16 protein-coding genes and 3 tRNA genes are annotated in these 15,769 nt (G+C 36.9%); 8 read left to right on the forward strand and 11 right to left on the reverse strand.

Features of this window, described 5'->3' with window-relative positions:
- Positions 1 to 63: 63 nt before the first annotated feature.
- Complete coding sequence (tsaD, locus tag AC1M87_RS03525; RefSeq protein WP_035268741.1) at positions 64 to 1,080, forward strand: tRNA (adenosine(37)-N6)-threonylcarbamoyltransferase complex transferase subunit TsaD; 1,017 nt, start codon at positions 64 to 66, stop codon at positions 1,078 to 1,080.
- A gap of 47 nt (positions 1,081 to 1,127) precedes the next feature.
- Here the strand turns inward: tsaD and AC1M87_RS03530 are convergent, their stop codons facing one another.
- The 3 genes from AC1M87_RS03530 to AC1M87_RS03540 form a co-directional block, all read right to left on the reverse strand.
- Positions 1,128 to 2,075, reverse strand: coding sequence for an aldo/keto reductase (locus tag AC1M87_RS03530; protein WP_481588411.1), 948 nt, complete (start codon positions 2,073 to 2,075; stop codon positions 1,128 to 1,130).
- A 152-nt stretch (positions 2,076 to 2,227) separates the two neighbouring features.
- The gene (locus AC1M87_RS03535; RefSeq protein WP_481592963.1) at positions 2,228 to 2,716 is read right to left on the reverse strand and encodes an Ail/Lom family outer membrane beta-barrel protein; all 489 of its coding nucleotides are present in this window, start codon (positions 2,714 to 2,716) and stop codon (positions 2,228 to 2,230) included.
- A 191-nt stretch (positions 2,717 to 2,907) separates the two neighbouring features.
- Positions 2,908 to 3,462: a DUF4385 domain-containing protein gene (locus AC1M87_RS03540; protein WP_481592964.1), complete on the reverse strand. Its 555-nt coding sequence runs from the start codon at positions 3,460 to 3,462 to the stop codon at positions 2,908 to 2,910.
- A gap of 330 nt (positions 3,463 to 3,792) precedes the next feature.
- On the opposite strand from AC1M87_RS03540, the gene AC1M87_RS03545 reads away from it, so the two are divergent.
- Positions 3,793 to 4,671 (forward strand): LysO family transporter, encoded by an 879-nt coding sequence (locus tag AC1M87_RS03545; protein ID WP_481592965.1) that lies wholly within the window; start codon positions 3,793 to 3,795, stop codon positions 4,669 to 4,671.
- Here AC1M87_RS03545 and AC1M87_RS03550 read toward each other — a convergent pair.
- Both AC1M87_RS03550 and AC1M87_RS03555 read right to left on the reverse strand, forming a co-directional pair.
- Positions 4,600 to 5,364 (reverse strand): hypothetical protein, encoded by a 765-nt coding sequence (locus tag AC1M87_RS03550; RefSeq protein WP_481588408.1) that lies wholly within the window; start codon positions 5,362 to 5,364, stop codon positions 4,600 to 4,602. The genes AC1M87_RS03545 and AC1M87_RS03550 overlap by 72 nt on opposite strands.
- 389 nt (positions 5,365 to 5,753) lie before the next feature.
- Positions 5,754 to 6,626, reverse strand: coding sequence for an ATP-binding protein (locus AC1M87_RS03555; RefSeq protein ID WP_481592966.1), 873 nt, complete (start codon positions 6,624 to 6,626; stop codon positions 5,754 to 5,756).
- A 205-nt stretch (positions 6,627 to 6,831) separates the two neighbouring features.
- On the opposite strand from AC1M87_RS03555, the gene AC1M87_RS03560 reads away from it, so the two are divergent.
- The 5 genes from AC1M87_RS03560 (at position 6,832) to AC1M87_RS03580 (ending at position 9,597) form a co-directional block, all read left to right on the forward strand.
- The gene (locus tag AC1M87_RS03560) at positions 6,832 to 8,376 is read left to right on the forward strand and encodes a DUF3336 domain-containing protein (protein WP_481586970.1); all 1,545 of its coding nucleotides are present in this window, start codon (positions 6,832 to 6,834) and stop codon (positions 8,374 to 8,376) included.
- On the forward strand, positions 8,321 to 9,169 hold the full coding sequence (locus tag AC1M87_RS03565; RefSeq protein WP_481592967.1) for a protein kinase domain-containing protein: 849 nt from the start codon (positions 8,321 to 8,323) through the stop codon (positions 9,167 to 9,169). The genes AC1M87_RS03560 and AC1M87_RS03565 overlap by 56 nt, the downstream gene beginning before the upstream one ends.
- A gap of 108 nt (positions 9,170 to 9,277) precedes the next feature.
- Positions 9,278 to 9,362: transfer RNA gene (locus tag AC1M87_RS03570), tRNA-Leu, on the forward strand.
- Between the two features lie 38 nt (positions 9,363 to 9,400).
- Positions 9,401 to 9,474: transfer RNA gene (locus tag AC1M87_RS03575), tRNA-Trp, on the forward strand.
- Positions 9,475 to 9,512: 38 nt separating this feature from the next.
- A tRNA-Leu gene (locus AC1M87_RS03580) sits at positions 9,513 to 9,597 on the forward strand.
- Between the two features lie 157 nt (positions 9,598 to 9,754).
- Here AC1M87_RS03580 and AC1M87_RS03585 read toward each other — a convergent pair.
- Complete coding sequence (locus AC1M87_RS03585) at positions 9,755 to 9,958, reverse strand: hypothetical protein (protein WP_035267651.1); 204 nt, start codon at positions 9,956 to 9,958, stop codon at positions 9,755 to 9,757.
- 252 nt (positions 9,959 to 10,210) lie between these two features.
- Complete coding sequence (gene gloB / locus AC1M87_RS03590) at positions 10,211 to 10,942, reverse strand: hydroxyacylglutathione hydrolase (protein ID WP_481591199.1); 732 nt, start codon at positions 10,940 to 10,942, stop codon at positions 10,211 to 10,213.
- Between the two features lie 195 nt (positions 10,943 to 11,137).
- Between gloB and AC1M87_RS03595 the strand changes: the two genes are divergently transcribed.
- Positions 11,138 to 11,554, forward strand: a complete 417-nt coding sequence (locus tag AC1M87_RS03595; protein ID WP_481592968.1) for a DUF4951 domain-containing protein — start codon at positions 11,138 to 11,140, stop codon at positions 11,552 to 11,554.
- Between the two features lie 40 nt (positions 11,555 to 11,594).
- Here the strand turns inward: AC1M87_RS03595 and AC1M87_RS03600 are convergent, their stop codons facing one another.
- The 4 genes from AC1M87_RS03600 to AC1M87_RS03615 all read right to left on the reverse strand — a co-directional run bounded on the left by AC1M87_RS03600 (position 11,595) and on the right by AC1M87_RS03615 (position 15,702).
- Entirely contained in the window at positions 11,595 to 12,290 is a 696-nt protein-coding gene (locus AC1M87_RS03600; RefSeq protein WP_035267644.1) for a methionine ABC transporter permease, read from the reverse strand.
- Complete coding sequence (locus AC1M87_RS03605) at positions 12,287 to 13,312, reverse strand: methionine ABC transporter ATP-binding protein (protein WP_481592969.1); 1,026 nt, start codon at positions 13,310 to 13,312, stop codon at positions 12,287 to 12,289. The genes AC1M87_RS03600 and AC1M87_RS03605 overlap by 4 nt, the downstream gene beginning before the upstream one ends.
- Positions 13,313 to 13,383: 71 nt before the next feature.
- Positions 13,384 to 14,253 (reverse strand): MetQ/NlpA family ABC transporter substrate-binding protein, encoded by an 870-nt coding sequence (locus AC1M87_RS03610; protein WP_481592970.1) that lies wholly within the window; start codon positions 14,251 to 14,253, stop codon positions 13,384 to 13,386.
- A gap of 363 nt (positions 14,254 to 14,616) precedes the next feature.
- Positions 14,617 to 15,702, reverse strand: coding sequence for an AraC family transcriptional regulator (locus tag AC1M87_RS03615; RefSeq protein WP_481592971.1), 1,086 nt, complete (start codon positions 15,700 to 15,702; stop codon positions 14,617 to 14,619).
- Positions 15,703 to 15,769: the final 67 nt, after the last annotated feature.

The following is a 15,769-nucleotide window of genomic DNA, read 5'->3' on the forward strand; positions in this document are numbered from 1 at the left end:
CATCTCATATCACAAGTCTATAATAGCTTTAGCAATATTTTGAAATGGGTTAAAGGCAATTTAATGATCGTTTTAGGCTTAGAAACGTCGTGTGATGAAACTGGTCTCGCACTCTATGACAGCGAAGTCGGCTTAAGAGGACAGGTGTTATATAGTCAGATTAAATTGCATGCTGAATATGGTGGAGTGGTACCCGAATTGGCGTCACGCGATCATGTTCGTAAATTAATTCCTTTAATCAATCAATTGCTTGAAGAAAGTCAAATCAAAAAATCTGAGATTGATGCAGTGGCTTATACACGTGGTCCAGGCCTAATGGGTGCACTCATGACCGGAGCATTGTTTGGTCGTACGCTTGCATTTGCGTTAAATAAACCAGCCATTGGTGTGCATCATATGGAAGGGCATATGTTGGCGCCTCTCTTATCAGCCACTCCACCGGAATTTCCGTTTGTCGCCTTGTTAGTCTCGGGTGGGCATACACAATTAATGGCGGCATATGATATTGGACATTATGAAATCTTAGGTGAGTCAATCGATGATGCAGCGGGTGAAGCATTCGATAAAGTTGCTAAAATGATGGGGCTGCCTTATCCAGGTGGTCCAAATATCTCTAAACTTGCTGAACATGGTGATGCCACTGCTTTTGAATTTCCACGTCCTATGTTGCATCAAGGTTTGGAATTTTCATTTAGTGGCTTAAAAACAGCGGTTTCTGTACAAATGAAAAAATTAGGTGATGAAAACCGAGACGCTGATATTGCTGCGAGTTTTCAAGAGGCTATTGTTGATACATTGGTCAAAAAATCAGTTAAAGCATTAAAGCAAACTGGTCTTAAGCGTTTGGTCATTGCTGGTGGTGTGAGTGCCAATAAGCGTCTTCGTGAACGTCTTGAAGCAGATTTAGCTAAAATAAAAGCTCAAGTATATTATGCTGAACCAGCTTTATGTACGGATAATGGCGCCATGATTGCTTTTGCTGGATATCAACGCTTAAAAGCAGGACAGCATGATGGCTTAGCCGTGACAACGACGCCACGTTGGCCGATGACGGAACTCAAAAAACCTACTGAAGCATAGATGTTTGGTCACGAGAAAAAAGAGGCTTATAGCCTCTTTTTTTATATTTACACTATTGAAAGAATTTGCATGTCTTCTGGTGAGAGTTGAAGATTCACTGCATTTGAAAATTGGGTAATTTGTTCAAGGTTTGTTGCACTGGCGATTGGTGCTGAAATATGCTTTTGCGCAAGTAACCAAGCCAAAGCTACCTCAGCAGGTGCCGCATTGTGGCGCGATGCCACTTCTCTGAGCTTATCTAAAAGGTTTAAGCCTCGCTCATCAAAATATTTTACAAGCGTATCTGCACGTTGACGCCCTTGAATATTGTCTAATGACGAATATTTCCCAGATAGAAATCCACTAGCCAGACTATAAAAACTTACTACACCAATTTGATGGCGTTCACAAATGGGTTGCAGTGTTTGTTCGAATACATCGCGATCGTAAAGATTATATTCAGGTTGAAGAACCTGATAATGTTGCACACCAATCTTTTGTGCAGCTTGAATAGAAGCGTCTAATTGATCAGCTGAAAAATTAGAAGTGCCATAGGCGCGAATTTTTCCTTGATCTTTGAGCTTTGAAAATACTGATAATGTTTCCTCATGAGGTGTGTTTTCATCAGGCCAGTGTGCAAAATAAAGATCAAGATAATCTGTTTTTAAACGACTAAGTGAGTCTTCAACTGCTTGCATAATCCATCGTTCAGATAAACCTTGATGGCCGGGAATCCCCATATCTAAACCGACTTTAGTAAATAGCACGATGTCTTCACGTTTACTTGGATTTTGTTTTAACCAATTACCAATGATTGTTTCTGACTCGCCACCATGATTGCCTGGTGCCCAAATGGAATAGAAGTCTGCTGTATCAATGGTGTTAAATCCACGCTCATACAGTGCATCTAAAATTTTGAAACTTTGTTTTTCATCAACCGTCCAACCGAATACATTTCCTCCGAATACGATGGGTGAGATGAATAAATCAGTTTGTCCAAGTTTTCTTTTTTGCATGAAACATCCTAAGTAGAATAATAAGACTTACTCTAGCTATATAGGATTCGTCTATTTATAGCTATCCAAATAATGTATAAACATTATCCAATGATTTTGACAAAAAAGAGGCAAAAAGCCTCTTTTTTAATTCTCTATGTATTCAAACTGAATTAGAAACGATAACCTGCGCTGATGTTGAACCCATCAAATTTAGCCCCATCAACTTTAGTGCCTTCATAACCGATATTGATCGCATATTGCGGAGCAGGGTTAATATTAATACCAACACCATATGCAAATGCTGTTTCACTTAGATCCATGTTTTCGTATATGTTCAAGGCGCGATATGAACTTTCAACTTTTGAATGCGCGATCCCGACAACACCATAAACACTGAAATTTTCATTGAGACGATATGCAGGGCCTGCTAGCAAAGAAAAATGCTTTACATCTGTATCTTGGCGTTCACCTGGTTCAATCCAAGTTTCATCACCAGTTTGATACGACATTGTTGCCATAACGCTTAAAGGAGTCTCGAGTTCATAGCGATATTGAGCGTGAACACCACGAATATCAAACGCATTTTCAATTTCAGACTGAGCATAACCCAATGAAACGGTATGTTGTTGGGCAAAAGTTGTCGTTATTAAAGTGGTCATCGAGAGGATTAAACCCAATTTTAAAAATTTAGTTATCATGGCGCATGCTCATTATTTGTGATTTATTTATCTTTAAATGCAAAAAATGGTGATCATTTTTTGGCAAACTTTATTGTACTGTCTATTTTTTTATTGTAAATAAAAACTAAACAAATAATTTTATTTGTATTATAAATGATGTGAGAATGTATTTATTGACTCGCAATTGAGTTTTTAAATTGTTCTTTTAATGCAATATAGTGGGAATGCTGTTTAGCTTCATCCCATTTCAATTTAAAAATTCGTGCTGCTGCAGCCTTAATAGGGTCTTCTTGTTGGCGTGGTAGCTCTTCACGCCCGTGAGCACCACTTAAACCTTTTTTGTCATTAGGTACAGGACCTTTATATTTTTTTCCACCTTTATGGTTTGCATAACGTCTCGCTCGGGTATAACCCATTTGTAAAAATTTACGAGACATATCTGCACCGACAAAATCATCGACTGCTAAATATTCAAGAAAGAGTTGATAAATCTTATTAGAACTCTCTCTAGCTTTATCTTCATCTGCAAATTTCCAAAAGGGCAGAATTTCAGATTTGTAAGGTTCGACGAGTAATACACCCTGTTCACCACGACCAATTCGATAGAGTTCCGGTCTCTCTCTGAAATTAATTTTTTTAAAGTCCAAAGAGTAGTCAAAACTTTGAGAATAAACACGAGTGCTTCTATGTGGGATGGTATCAAGGTCGTTATGATTGTAAGCCATCACGTTCTCTTTTGTACTTTTAAAAAATATATTAGGTGATCTGAAATGAAAAACGATTATAGAATTGTGAGTGATATTTTAAAAATGTGATTATTTGTTTTAAAGAGATGCGCTAAACACGCCGAAAGATTGAAATTAAACTGTACGAGAAATCAAAACAACGAATTAGACTATGGACGATAGCGGGGCGAAATTAAGTTTTAAACTTAAAATCTAGCCGCCAAAAGTGATGAGACATGACGATGCTCTATAAGAAACATTTTGTCATATTAATTTTATATCTATGGATTAATCTAAGCGATACGTATAAAAATAATTTTGGAAGTCTGATTGGATCTTATCATCATCATTTTTGGCTATCTATATGGTCGCAAATTTCATCCCAAAAAGTACATTGAACAAGTATTTTTTTTAGCCCTGATTTTATTTATATTTTTTTGCACTGTTTACGCAGCACCAAACCTACTCGCATTAGAAAATCCTAAAGCTGTTTTGAACAAGTTAGTTTTTCTTGGAATCGGGGTATGCGTATTTACTTACTGGTTTAGTTCTCTATTTTATAAGAAGAAACAGCAGGAAAACAGTAAACGAGGCACAATCCAAATTAAGGACATCATTAAAATATTGACAGTGTATCTTTTGCTTAGTTTGGTGTTTGTGGGAGGGATCTTCACTTATCGAATGGATTTAATAGATGAGCAAATAGCTTTAAGTATTCAAAACGTGCTTATCTACATTATTCTATTTTTGATCGGAGTTTTTATATCAGCCTCTAACATCAAAACATTGCAATGGCATGATTTTAAACTCCCAATCATAATGGTATTGGCAAATACAATATTTGCCTGCTTTATGCTGATAATTTGGAAGGAAAGTGCTGTATTGCTTTCTGGATTCGGTTGGGCAAGTCTGTCTGCTGCGATGATTTCACAAAAACTAAATCCCTTATTGGCAGTTCAAGCCTTAATTGTGGATATGATCCGAGGATTGATTTCCATCATTTTTCTACAGCTTTTTGGAAGACATCAACCACAAGCAGCAATTAGCACCACAGGTGTACTGTCCTGTGATGCATTCTTACCGATGATTAAGCAACATTGTGGTGAGCAATATGTGCTAGATGCGTTTAAAGCGGGACTATTGTTGTCGCTGTTTTGTCCATTGAATATATTTATTGCGATTCATTTTACCCAAAGTATGACAAGTTAAACGGTAAAACACCTCAAAGACAGTGATTTTCGCAATCACTAACATGCCATCACCATTGATATATCCGGCATTGTGATTCAAAAAAAATGCAGCATCCTCATTCATATTATCGTGTTCGTGCTTACAACCGCGTGTTCCTCCAAGACCATCGTTATAAATAAAAACATGGCCAGATTTTGAAAGTTGATAATTGAATTGCTGAGAGAATAGGGTGCAAAGGTCTTGCATTTCTGTATTGTTATCGAGGTTTAGGCGAGTAGGCCATGTATTTTTTTTGAAAGCATATCGTGTAATTGCACGATAACTTGAGGGATGTAAACACACAGCAAAAAAATATGATGGTGCTGGATGGCGGAGCATTTGAGAAATAATGAAATAAATATATTGGAATTTTAACAGATTTGATTTCCGATAAGTGCTAAGAAGACCGGCTTGACCGCGAAAAACATTCATTGTCTTGTCATTCTTTTTAATTTCATAACGTTGCATACATAAAAAACCAACAGGTTTTTCTTCATCAAAATAGATCAAAACCCGTTTGCTTGCAGCATCATCGGGGGCATAGGCTTGCGCAATGTCATTCAAATCACAACCCTCTGGTGTCATGAAGATCGCTTGATGAAGCGTTTTTAATATATTTTGAACTTCTGGGAATTGTGTATGTTGGTTACTATATTTTTTAATTTGAAGCATGGATGCACCCTTTTTCTATAATTATTTGCGTCCCTCATACTATTTTTGAATTGTTAAGTTTGGGTTACATTAATTTTTTCGAAAAACAAAAAATGGTTGTTATGTTATATTGTTTTAAATTTAAATTATTTTTTTTAATTCTTATTTAGTTAATAAATTTTATTTAAATTAATAGCTTAAAGTAATATTTGAGATTTTTTTATTTAAAATTTTTTGATATCGATAGAGAGCAATGAGTTAAATTGTTAATTTTATCTTTATAATTATTCATGAATAATTTATTAACTTTTATCGTAATAAAAGCTAATTACTTAGATTAAAGAGTGAAAGTCGAGAAACTAAGACGTCATTCCATCTTAGTTTCTTATTGCAGAAGCTGATGTAAATGCTTAATCACGCTTTAATTGAGTAGAGCCGATCCAATGTTTTGAAAATTGGAATGCAGAACGACCTGAGCGTTGACCTCTGGCTTGGCACCAACGTAGCGCTTCAGCACGTACTTCAGGTGTCATTTCAATATCAGATTTTTTTAAGTAGTGCTCTACAATCTCTAAATAAAGATTTTGATCCATTGGGTAGAATGAAAGCCAAAGACCAAAACGATCAGACAATGAGATTTTTTCTTCGATCGCTTCTTGCGGATGTAATTCAGTATATTGAGGCACGTCCACTTTAGTAATCGGGGTGTTTTCATGCATAAATTCTGGGAGTAGGTGGCGGCGGTTACTGGTCGCATAAATAATAAAGTTGCCAGAACCTGACTCTAGTGAACCATCTAACACACTTTTTAAGCTACGATAATTTTCGTCTTCAGCATTAAAGGCTAAGTCATCGCAATAGACGATAAATTTTTCAGAACGACCTTCAATAATTTTTTGTATTTCTGGTAGGTCTGACAGATCATCACGCTCAATTTCAATGATGCGTAAACCACGGTCAGCATATTTAGACAGTAAAGATCTCACAATAGATGATTTTCCGGTTCCACGAGATCCTGTCAATAAAATATCGTTTGCAGGTAAGCCTTGTAAAAATTGTTCAGTGTTTTGCAGTATTTTTTCTTTTTGTTTTTCGATACCTTTTAAATCATCAAGATGAATTATTTTAGGTTTTTGAATGGGGATCAGCCGTTTATTTTGCCATTTGTATCCTAGTGCTGAGAAATCAATTTCCTGACTCGGTTCAGATAATGTGCGATTAAGTTGGTCAATAAGTTGAGAAATTTTTGTTAACAGTTGATCTGGTAGTTCTAGAGTCGCCATAGGTATTCGTGAAATACAATTCAATAAAATCAAGTTTAATCTACATGATGACGACAGCGATGTGAACTGATCTAAGGGATAAATCTATGATGACTGGTCGATACAAGAAATAAATTTTATTAAGTTGATTATTTTGTGCTTTTTTTGCATAGTTTAAAAACTGAACAAAACTAATTGAACTAATAAAAATCAAAGGACTAGCTCAATGATTTTAGGCACTCGTAGTCAAATTAATCCGCATCAAGCGTATCGAATTAAAAAAATGCAACATGAGCTTGAACGTGCGGAGAGCTATGAAGAGTGGAAAGACATTGCCTTAAAGCTGGATGAGGAGACGGGCGCTCAGGAATGGAAGTTTGATAATACTTCACCCTATTTTGATGCTGAAATTATATCGCATCGTTTAAATCTCTTACGCCGTTACAAGCTGAATCATCGTGTAATTGATCTTATCTATATTTTGCGAGAAGGCCTGAGTCATGATGTCGCTAATATTGGTCATCCTATGCTGTTCACACAAACATATATTGGCACTAAAAAACTTATTGAGGACTATATTGAAGAGGTTTCACAGAGTTTAATTTATATCGCTTCAGATGAATGTTCGGGTTTGACGCATCAAGAAAAATTTGATTTTTTTAAAAATTGTCAACTGACCTATGGTCAACCAGCAATGATGTTTTCTGGTGGGGCCTCATTAGGATTGTTTCATACAGGCGTGTGTAAGGCGCTGATGGAACAAGATTTGATGCCGAAAGTTTTATCAGGTTCGAGTGCTGGTGCGTTGATGACGGCGATGTTAGGCGTTTCTGATCAAAAAGATATTGATCAGCTGCTGACAGGAGAGAGCTTTTATAGTGAAGCATTCCATTTTAGAAGTTTCAAAGAGTTGCTTAGAGGAAATGGTGGTATTGCAGATGTGCGATATCTTAAGAAATTTTTAGTGGAAAATTTAGGGGACTTAACGTTTCAAGAAGCGTATGAAAAGTCTGGGCTTGATATCAATATCAGTGTCGCACCTTATGATGTCGCTCAGGAAGATGCTCGTATCATGAACAAATATACTGCACCAGATTTACTGGTGTGGAGTGCAGTTTTGGCATCATGTGCCGTTCCCATCTTATTTCCTCCAGTTCGACTGACCAGTAAGCGTTATGATGGAGTGCATACACCATACTTGGCAAGTATTCGTTGGGTGGATGGCAGTGTGAGAAGTGATTTTCCACAAGAGAAAATGGCTCGTCTTTACAATATTAATTACACCATTGCCAGTCAGGTGAATCCACATATTGTGCCATTCATGCAAAGTGATGCGGAACGTTTTAGAACAGATCTGCTCAGCTGGCCGCAACGTTTAGTGCGTAAACATGGTAAAACGATTGCGATGGATGTCATGAATTTCACTCGTGACCGAATGGGCAGTGTGCCGACGATTAGACGACTATTGGATCACGGTTATGGTATTGTTGATCAGCGTTATTATGGGGATTTAAATATTGTAGGTAATTATAGTCTGCGACATTATCATTATATGTTACAAAATCCGCGACCTCATTTGTTTAAAGTCCTTCAAAGAGAAGGGGAACGGGCAACTTGGTCAAAACTGTCCAGTATTGAAACACATGCGCGTATAGGAAAAACCATTGAACATTGTTTGGATATGCTGACGCAACTGAAACAGCAAAATGAATCTCTTGAAAAACAATCTACAGTGGCAAACCATTCAGCCTCTGCTCAGGCAACCAGTTAATTCTCAACAAAGTCAGCAGTATGGTCGTCTAATTTATTGTATCGAAATAGATGACCAAACTTATTGGGTTAAGCGACAACAGCAGGGTATCAGTTCACAGCATGAGCAGTGGTTCGACAATGAGATAAAACACTACCAATCACTCAGTACTCGCTCTTCAAAGATCTTAGTGCCGTTTGAGATCGTGTATGACGAAAACAGTAGATTCAATACACGTATATCAAAACATGATTCTTCATCATTGATTCTGATAGAAAATGCGGCGCCGTTATTTGAAGTAGAAAATTCTGTCTATATTCAAATGCAGACCTTCCCACACAATGAGTTTTCAAATGTGGTCAATTTATTATTACATAGTCTAGATGCATTACTATCGATTCATGAGCAAGGATTGGTCCATGCAGATCTCAAAAGAGAACATTTTAGAATATTCAATGGTCAACCCAAATTAATTGATTTTGAACAGATGTTTCACTTTGAGTGCCATCCTCAAGTTTCTACGCATGGAACACCAAGGTATATGGCGCCTGAGTTGTTTCATGGTGAGTCAAAATCACAAGCATCAGATATATATGCACTCGGTATTATTTGGTTAGAATGGTTAAATCAGTACTCAATCCGTAAAAAAAGCTATATAGATTGGGCAAAATGGCATTGTCAGCAATTAAAAGTTGAAATTATAAGGCCTTTTTCTGACTTAACACCAGTACTCCAGCAGATGTTGATGAAAAATAAATCACAAAGATTGAACAATATTTATCAATTAAAACAGTTATTAAGCGAATTTGTTTAAAGAAAAACCAGTAAAATGGATAATTGTTTTATATTTAGTCAAACAATAAGGTTTTTCAAAAAAAGGGCTTGTCATGAGATAATGATCTCTATAATATACACAGCCATCGGGGACGTGGCGAAATTGGTAGACGCACTGGATTTAGGTTCCAGCGCCGCAAGGTGTGAGAGTTCGAGTCTCTCCGTCCCCACCAAGTAATTTACTAGGTGGAGTGACCGAAGTAAGTGAAATAGAGGATTGGTGTAATGGTAGCATGACGGTCTCCAAAACCGTTCGTCAAGGTTCGAATCCTTGATCCTCTGCCAAGTTTTATGAAGCTCAGTAATATAATTGAGTATTCAAAGGGGACGTGGCGAAATTGGTAGACGCACTGGATTTAGGTTCCAGCGCCGCAAGGTGTGAGAGTTCGAGTCTCTCCGTCCCCACCATATTAAGGCAAGGTTTGATACCTTGCTTTTTTATTGCCTATATTTTTATATCAATACAGACTGAAATATATAAATATAAAAAAAAATCGCCTACAAAGAGGCGATGTTAATATTTAGATGATCTATTTAGTATTCATTCCGTTGAATTAAGGTGAGATTAAGCTTTTAAGTGATCCTCGAATTCTTCACCTAATTGCATTGCCAACGTATTTCCAGATAAGTCACATGTCACTAAACCATATTCTTTTTTAAAACTGAAAGTGAAGCCTTGGTTATCCTTTAAATTTCGAACGGAATAACCTAATTTTTCTAACCAAATTCTGAATGCAATTAAATTTTTTGCTTTGACCACTTTCTTCATGAGACAACTCCTTTGACTAATGAAATATTAATAAGGTTAATGATGTTGTTTTTAAAGGGTTTGAACCTAAATTAATGTAAATATATTTTAATTCTATAGAAATGTATATATTTCATGCAATTAAAAGACAGAATTTGATCATGTTGTTAAAGCTTTAAGATAAAGAAGAGAATGTATTGTCTGAAGGGTTTAAAAACTGAGCGAATATCGCTCAGTAATAAACCCCTGTAATTTGAACAGATAATGCTAAATTTAGAAATTATCTTTCATTTCCCGAATACGTTTAAATTCTTCAGCACTGTTGACGCGCAAGAAAGGATTGGTCTCAAGTTCAATTTCAATGGTGGAAGGTAAGGTTATTTGATTTTGATCTCGAAGTTTCTGAACTTGCTCAAATCGTTCTTGCAATGCCTTATTCTCAGGTTCTACTTGTAAAGCGAATTGTGCATTTGAGAGCGTGTATTCATGGGTACAGTAGACTTGAGTTCTTGGAGGGAGCGCTGACAGTCGGTTAAGTGATTGATACATTTGTTCAGCCGTTCCTTCAAAAAGGCGTCCACATCCCATTGCAAATAAGGTATCTCCACAGAATAAACTGTCGATTTCATCTGCAAATATTGCGATATGACCTAAGGTATGGCCAGGAACAGCGATGACGTCAAGTTTTAAGTCATTAAAATAAAATTCATCATCATGATTGAGTGGACAACTGATAAATGGAATTTTAGATAATTCTTCGCGTGGACCATAAACTTCAATATTTTTTTCCGCGATTAACTCTGGAACACCACCAATATGGTCTTTATGCCAGTGGGTAAGCCATATTTGCTTAAGTGTTAAACCATTCGAGTCACAATAGTTGACCACCAAATTGGCTTCTGTAGGGTCTACCACTGCAATTTCTTGGGTTTCAGTATCTTCAATAATCCATATATAGTTTTGTAGCGCATTGTTAACATCAATTACGCGAACTTGATAACGCATCCTAAACGATCCTAAAACATGTGACTTATTTGATCTCATCCTAGATCAAGCTTATCAAATTGTAAAATTCACCCAAATTTTAAACAGCGATGTATTGTAAATATTGATTTCGAATTTGATGAGGTGCAATGTTGTTAGCTTAAGATTATTTGATCTGATCAATAAATTTCGAGTAAAAAGTAAATGAAGATAAAAGTGAGATTGCGTTTTTGCATCAGCGCAGTGATGAGTTCGATTGTTCTTGTTGGTTGTATGCAAAACTCTCAAGTTGGTCAACTGCAAAAGTCTCAATTACACGAGCGTCCAAGCAGCTGTAAGGTCAATGAGACAATTGAACGTAAAGCGGTTCCTCAAACACCTAACCAAATGAGCCTTCCGAGTTTTGGGCAAGGGGTTATCGGTTGGGCAACAGGTCCAGAAGGTGCTCAAGCACGCTTAGAAAGTGTATCTGAGCAAGACATCCATCAGTTTAAAGCTCAAGGTGTTAGTTTGGAAATGATACGCGAATGGCAAGCGTTTTATACGCATGAAGCAAAGCGTAATCCATGCAATCCGACTGCGCCGTTACGTGCGCAATTAATGGAAAAAATCGCTTCACTTTGGATGGATTGATATTAAAAAAGATCTCAGTTGAGATCTTTTTTTTAATTTACTATCGCATTTTGGCGAGCTTTTCGCCTGTCATTTGCACCAATTGTACCAGTACTAAAAGCACAATGACGGTGAGTATAACGACACTGGTATCAAAGCGTTGATAACCATAGGAGATCGCAAGATCACCAATGCCGCCTGCACCGACCGCGCCAGCCATGGCTGTTGCACCAATTAAGCTGATTGCAGCTGTAGTTAAATTGAGAATGAGGGAGCTACGTGCCTCAGGCAGAATAAACTTGAAAATAATTTGTAGGGGTGTTGCGCCCATAGCTTGCGCTGACTCCACGATACCTTCGTTAACTTCAAGGAGTGAAGTTTCAACCAAACGACCAATATAAGGTCCTACATAAATGGTTAAAGGAACAATAGCTGCCCATGTCCCAATAGAAGTACCCACAATCATTTTTGTCAGTGGAATAACCGCGATCAGGAGGATAATAAACGGGAGGGAACGTAATGCATTCACAATAGGGTTTAATCCATAGTAAATCACACGATTGGCTAAAATCCCGTTTGGTCGTGTAACAAGTAGGGTTATTCCTTGAATTAAACCCCAAATCGTACCGAATAGCATTGCAAAGAAAACCATATGGAAGGTTTCTTGTAGGGCTGTCACAAATTGATCAATTGAAAGCGAGCTTTTCCAAAAAGGTTCAGTAATTTCTGTTAGCCATTGAACAATCATATCTCTCATGCACGTACTCCTGATTGCTCAACTTTAACGCCATGTTGTTGGAAAAAGCTGATGGTTTCTTGAATAATGTCTGGATCACCCAGTAATTGCACAAACATTTGCCCAATCACAGCGCCATTAATTTCGGTCATGTTGGCAAATAAAATATTGAGACTAATATCAAATCGTTTAATGGCAGCTTGCACAACAGTTTCTTGGGCCGAAGTACCTAAGAACTGCAAGCTATAAATACTGTGGTGATTTTGATTTTCTAAGTTATTTAAAATATTGATAGGTAATTGCTGCTGTAAAACAGTTTGAATAAATGTTTTGGTCGTCGGGTGTTGAGGTTGACTAAAGATATCGAGAGTACTGCCGTGTTCAATCACTTTGCCTTCTTCCATAACTGCAACAAAGTCGCAAATCGACTCAATAACATCCATTTCATGCGTAACCATAACAATGGTGATTCCTTGCTCTTGATTGATTTTTTTCAAAAGGGCAAGTACAGACTTTGTCGTTTGAGGATCAAGCGCTGATGTTGCTTCGTCACAGAGTAGAATTTTTGGATGATTGGCAAGTGCCCGAGCGATACCTACACGCTGTTTTTGACCACCAGAAAGCTCATCTGGAAAAGCATCGCGTTTATGTTTTAAATCGATAAACTCAAGTAGCTCATCTAAGCGTTTTAGACGCTCAGCTTTACTCCAGCCAAGGAGTTTCATTGGCATTTCAATATTGGCTGCAACGGTTTTGGTTTGCAATAAATTGAAATGTTGGAAAATCATACCAATATTGGCGCGTTCTTGACGTAATTTTGAAGCGCTCAAAGCAGTGAAATCTTGACCGTGGATGATCATTTGACCTTGATTGGGTCTTTCTAGTAAATTGATCAAACGGATCAGTGTACTTTTACCTGCACCACTATAGCCTATAATTCCGAAGATACTTCCATCTGGTATCGTCAGATTAATATTGTCTAAGGCGTGAATAGTTTGGCCTTTGAGCTGATAATGTTTACTAATATTTTTAAATTCAATCATAACGTCAAGAACTATTAAAAATGAAAAACAGGCAAATTAAATTTGCCTGTTAAAAATACAGAAGTCTAGAATTATTGAGCTTCTGTGAGATATGTTGTTGGTTTATCAACATTAACCTTAGTGCCACCAAAGTTTTCTTTCACATATTGCTTAACTGCATCTGTATGATATAGCTGACCTACCTTTTGCAATACAGTATCATTCTGACGGCCTTCAGCTACAGCCAGTACATTCACATTCATTTTTGTACTTTGATCGATTGGCTCGTAGTAGATCGCATCTTTTAATACGTTCAAACCACCTTCCATTGCTAAGGTATTGCCTAATACAATGGCATCCACTTCATCTTTCACACGTACCGCAGTTGCCATTTGAATCGGTTTGATGGTGATCTGTTTAGGATTCTCAGTTACATCAGAAGTTGTGCCTTTGACATTGTCAAATTGAGGTTTTAACTTTACTAAACCAGCAGATTGCAATAATAAAAGGGCACGTGATTCATTAGCACCATCGTTTGGAATTGCAATGGTCGAACCTGTTTTGAAATCATTTAAATTTTTAACTTTGCTTGAGTAAATCCCCATTGGCTCAAGATAAGTCGTAGATAATGGCGCAATTTTTTGAGTATTGGCATCATTGTATGCAACCATATATGCATATGATTGGAAGGCATTGATATCAATCTCTTTATTGGCTACCGCAGTGTTCATTGAAACATAATCAGTAAAGTTTTTAACATCTAACTTTAAACCTGCAGCTTCAGTTTCTGGCAATTTTGCGATGAACTTCCAGATATCTGCATCAGAACCTGTAGAAGCGATTGTAATGGTTTGAACTGAATCTTTATTCGTTTTGTTTGCAGCGGTTTCTGGAGCATCTTGTTTTGAGCATCCAGCGATACCCACTGATAGGCCCAAAACTAAACCAAGAATTTTCTTCATGATATTTCCTGAGTATGTTGAAACGATCTTCAACTTACATATGCAGTGAGGTGAATAGTGAAATGAACTGTCCTTGTTTCAAGAGCACTTCAAGCTATTCATCTGTTAGAGATAATTCAGTATTTAGCTATCAATTATTTAAGCATTGATAACAAAAAAGTTGGTTGATGATAACAATTTTTTTTTATTCAATATAGTGATGTTAATGAACTAGCTTAGCATAAAGCGTCATATACAATTTATGAGAATGTATAAATAAACTTTAAATATCATACTTATAATTTGAGTGTTTAAAATTAGAAAGACCCGTTATCAGCCGAACACCTTATAATGATTTAATATATCAATATGAAAAATATGGATTTAATTTAATTTAGAAATTTGCTTAGTAAGATCATTATTGTATTTCTGCCGATATTGGCTAGGTGGCATACCAAACCAACGCTTGAATGCTCGTCTGAAATTTGAGGCATCGTGATAATTAAGAAGCATACCAATTGTTTCAATCGTGAGTTGCGTATGCTCAAGAAAATAAGCACTTTGTTGTGCAAGTACCTGATCTTTGACCTCTTTAAAGGTTAAACCTTCTTTTTCTAAATGACGAGCTAAGGTTCGTTTGCTCATGAATAATGAAGCGGCAATCTCGGATTCATTTTTGGGATCTGATAAATGCTCAATCAGTATTTTTTTGACACGAAATTGATAAGTATTTTGGGGTGTAAGAAGATCCTTAAGTACATTTTCACATTGTTTTTTTGCAATCAGATAGTTCTCCTGACTTGCTGAAGCATTCGGGATTTTACACACAGATAAAGGTATCTGAATGCCATCAAAAGATTGTGAAAATGCGAAATCACATTGAAAAATTTCTGTATAAGCAGCATGGTAAGCAGGTTTAGGATAGCTAAAAAGCAACTTCGCCTCAGTTAATGGCTTACCTAAAATAAATTCAGCACACTCTTTAAATACCACCATGCAAGACTCGATCATGCTTTGATATACAAGGGTGGAGCAATCGATATTAAAGTGAATTTTACAATTCATCTGCTGATCACGCTTTTCGAGAATGACTTCTGCAAATCCAATTCGGGTAGGTAGATAATGTTGAATAGCTTCAAGTGCAGCATAAAGGTTTGGGCAACTGTGCATCAAAAAGCCCATTGCGCCATGAGTTGTGGGTTTAAGGCGATGCCCAAGTTCTAAACCGAAATCGGGAACATCTGTCATGTTCAATGCATTTTCAAATATACGAATAAAATCAGATGCTGAAATCCGAGAATCTTCTTGTTGAATAAATTCAGCAGTCAGTGATGTGCCATTCAATAAAGTTGGGAATACACGCAGCCCACCTCCCAATTGTTGCGCAATAATTCTGACATAGGCGCAGGGAATCAATGCCCGAATTGCATTATCGTCCTGATTGCTATGTTCTATTCCTTTAGAAATCATACTCAAGTCCAGATAGCGTGATATTGATCTTTCTTAAATCTAGCCTCATTAGAGCTGCTAATTTGAA

This window comes from Acinetobacter sp. 24-47-62, from assembly GCF_056779765.1.

Coding starts and splice junctions, on each gene's coding strand:
- AC1M87_RS03535 (WP_481592963.1), bottom strand. CDS start 2,716: ATGACCACTTTAATAACGACAACTTTTGCCCAACAACATACCGTTTCA.
- tsaD (WP_035268741.1), top strand. CDS start 64: ATGATCGTTTTAGGCTTAGAAACGTCGTGTGATGAAACTGGTCTCGCA.
- AC1M87_RS03600 (WP_035267644.1), bottom strand. CDS start 12,290: ATGAGAGATATGATTGTTCAATGGCTAACAGAAATTACTGAACCTTTT.
- AC1M87_RS03560 (WP_481586970.1), top strand. CDS start 6,832: ATGATTTTAGGCACTCGTAGTCAAATTAATCCGCATCAAGCGTATCGA.
- AC1M87_RS03550 (WP_481588408.1), bottom strand. CDS start 5,364: ATGCTTCAAATTAAAAAATATAGTAACCAACATACACAATTCCCAGAA.
- AC1M87_RS03605 (WP_481592969.1), bottom strand. CDS start 13,312: ATGATTGAATTTAAAAATATTAGTAAACATTATCAGCTCAAAGGCCAA.
- AC1M87_RS03585 (WP_035267651.1), bottom strand. CDS start 9,958: ATGAAGAAAGTGGTCAAAGCAAAAAATTTAATTGCATTCAGAATTTGG.
- AC1M87_RS03540 (WP_481592964.1), bottom strand. CDS start 3,462: ATGGCTTACAATCATAACGACCTTGATACCATCCCACATAGAAGCACT.
- AC1M87_RS03530 (WP_481588411.1), bottom strand. CDS start 2,075: ATGCAAAAAAGAAAACTTGGACAAACTGATTTATTCATCTCACCCATC.
- gloB (WP_481591199.1), bottom strand. CDS start 10,942: ATGCGTTATCAAGTTCGCGTAATTGATGTTAACAATGCGCTACAAAAC.
- AC1M87_RS03610 (WP_481592970.1), bottom strand. CDS start 14,253: ATGAAGAAAATTCTTGGTTTAGTTTTGGGCCTATCAGTGGGTATCGCT.
- AC1M87_RS03555 (WP_481592966.1), bottom strand. CDS start 6,626: ATGGCGACTCTAGAACTACCAGATCAACTGTTAACAAAAATTTCTCAA.
- AC1M87_RS03615 (WP_481592971.1), bottom strand. CDS start 15,702: ATGATTTCTAAAGGAATAGAACATAGCAATCAGGACGATAATGCAATT.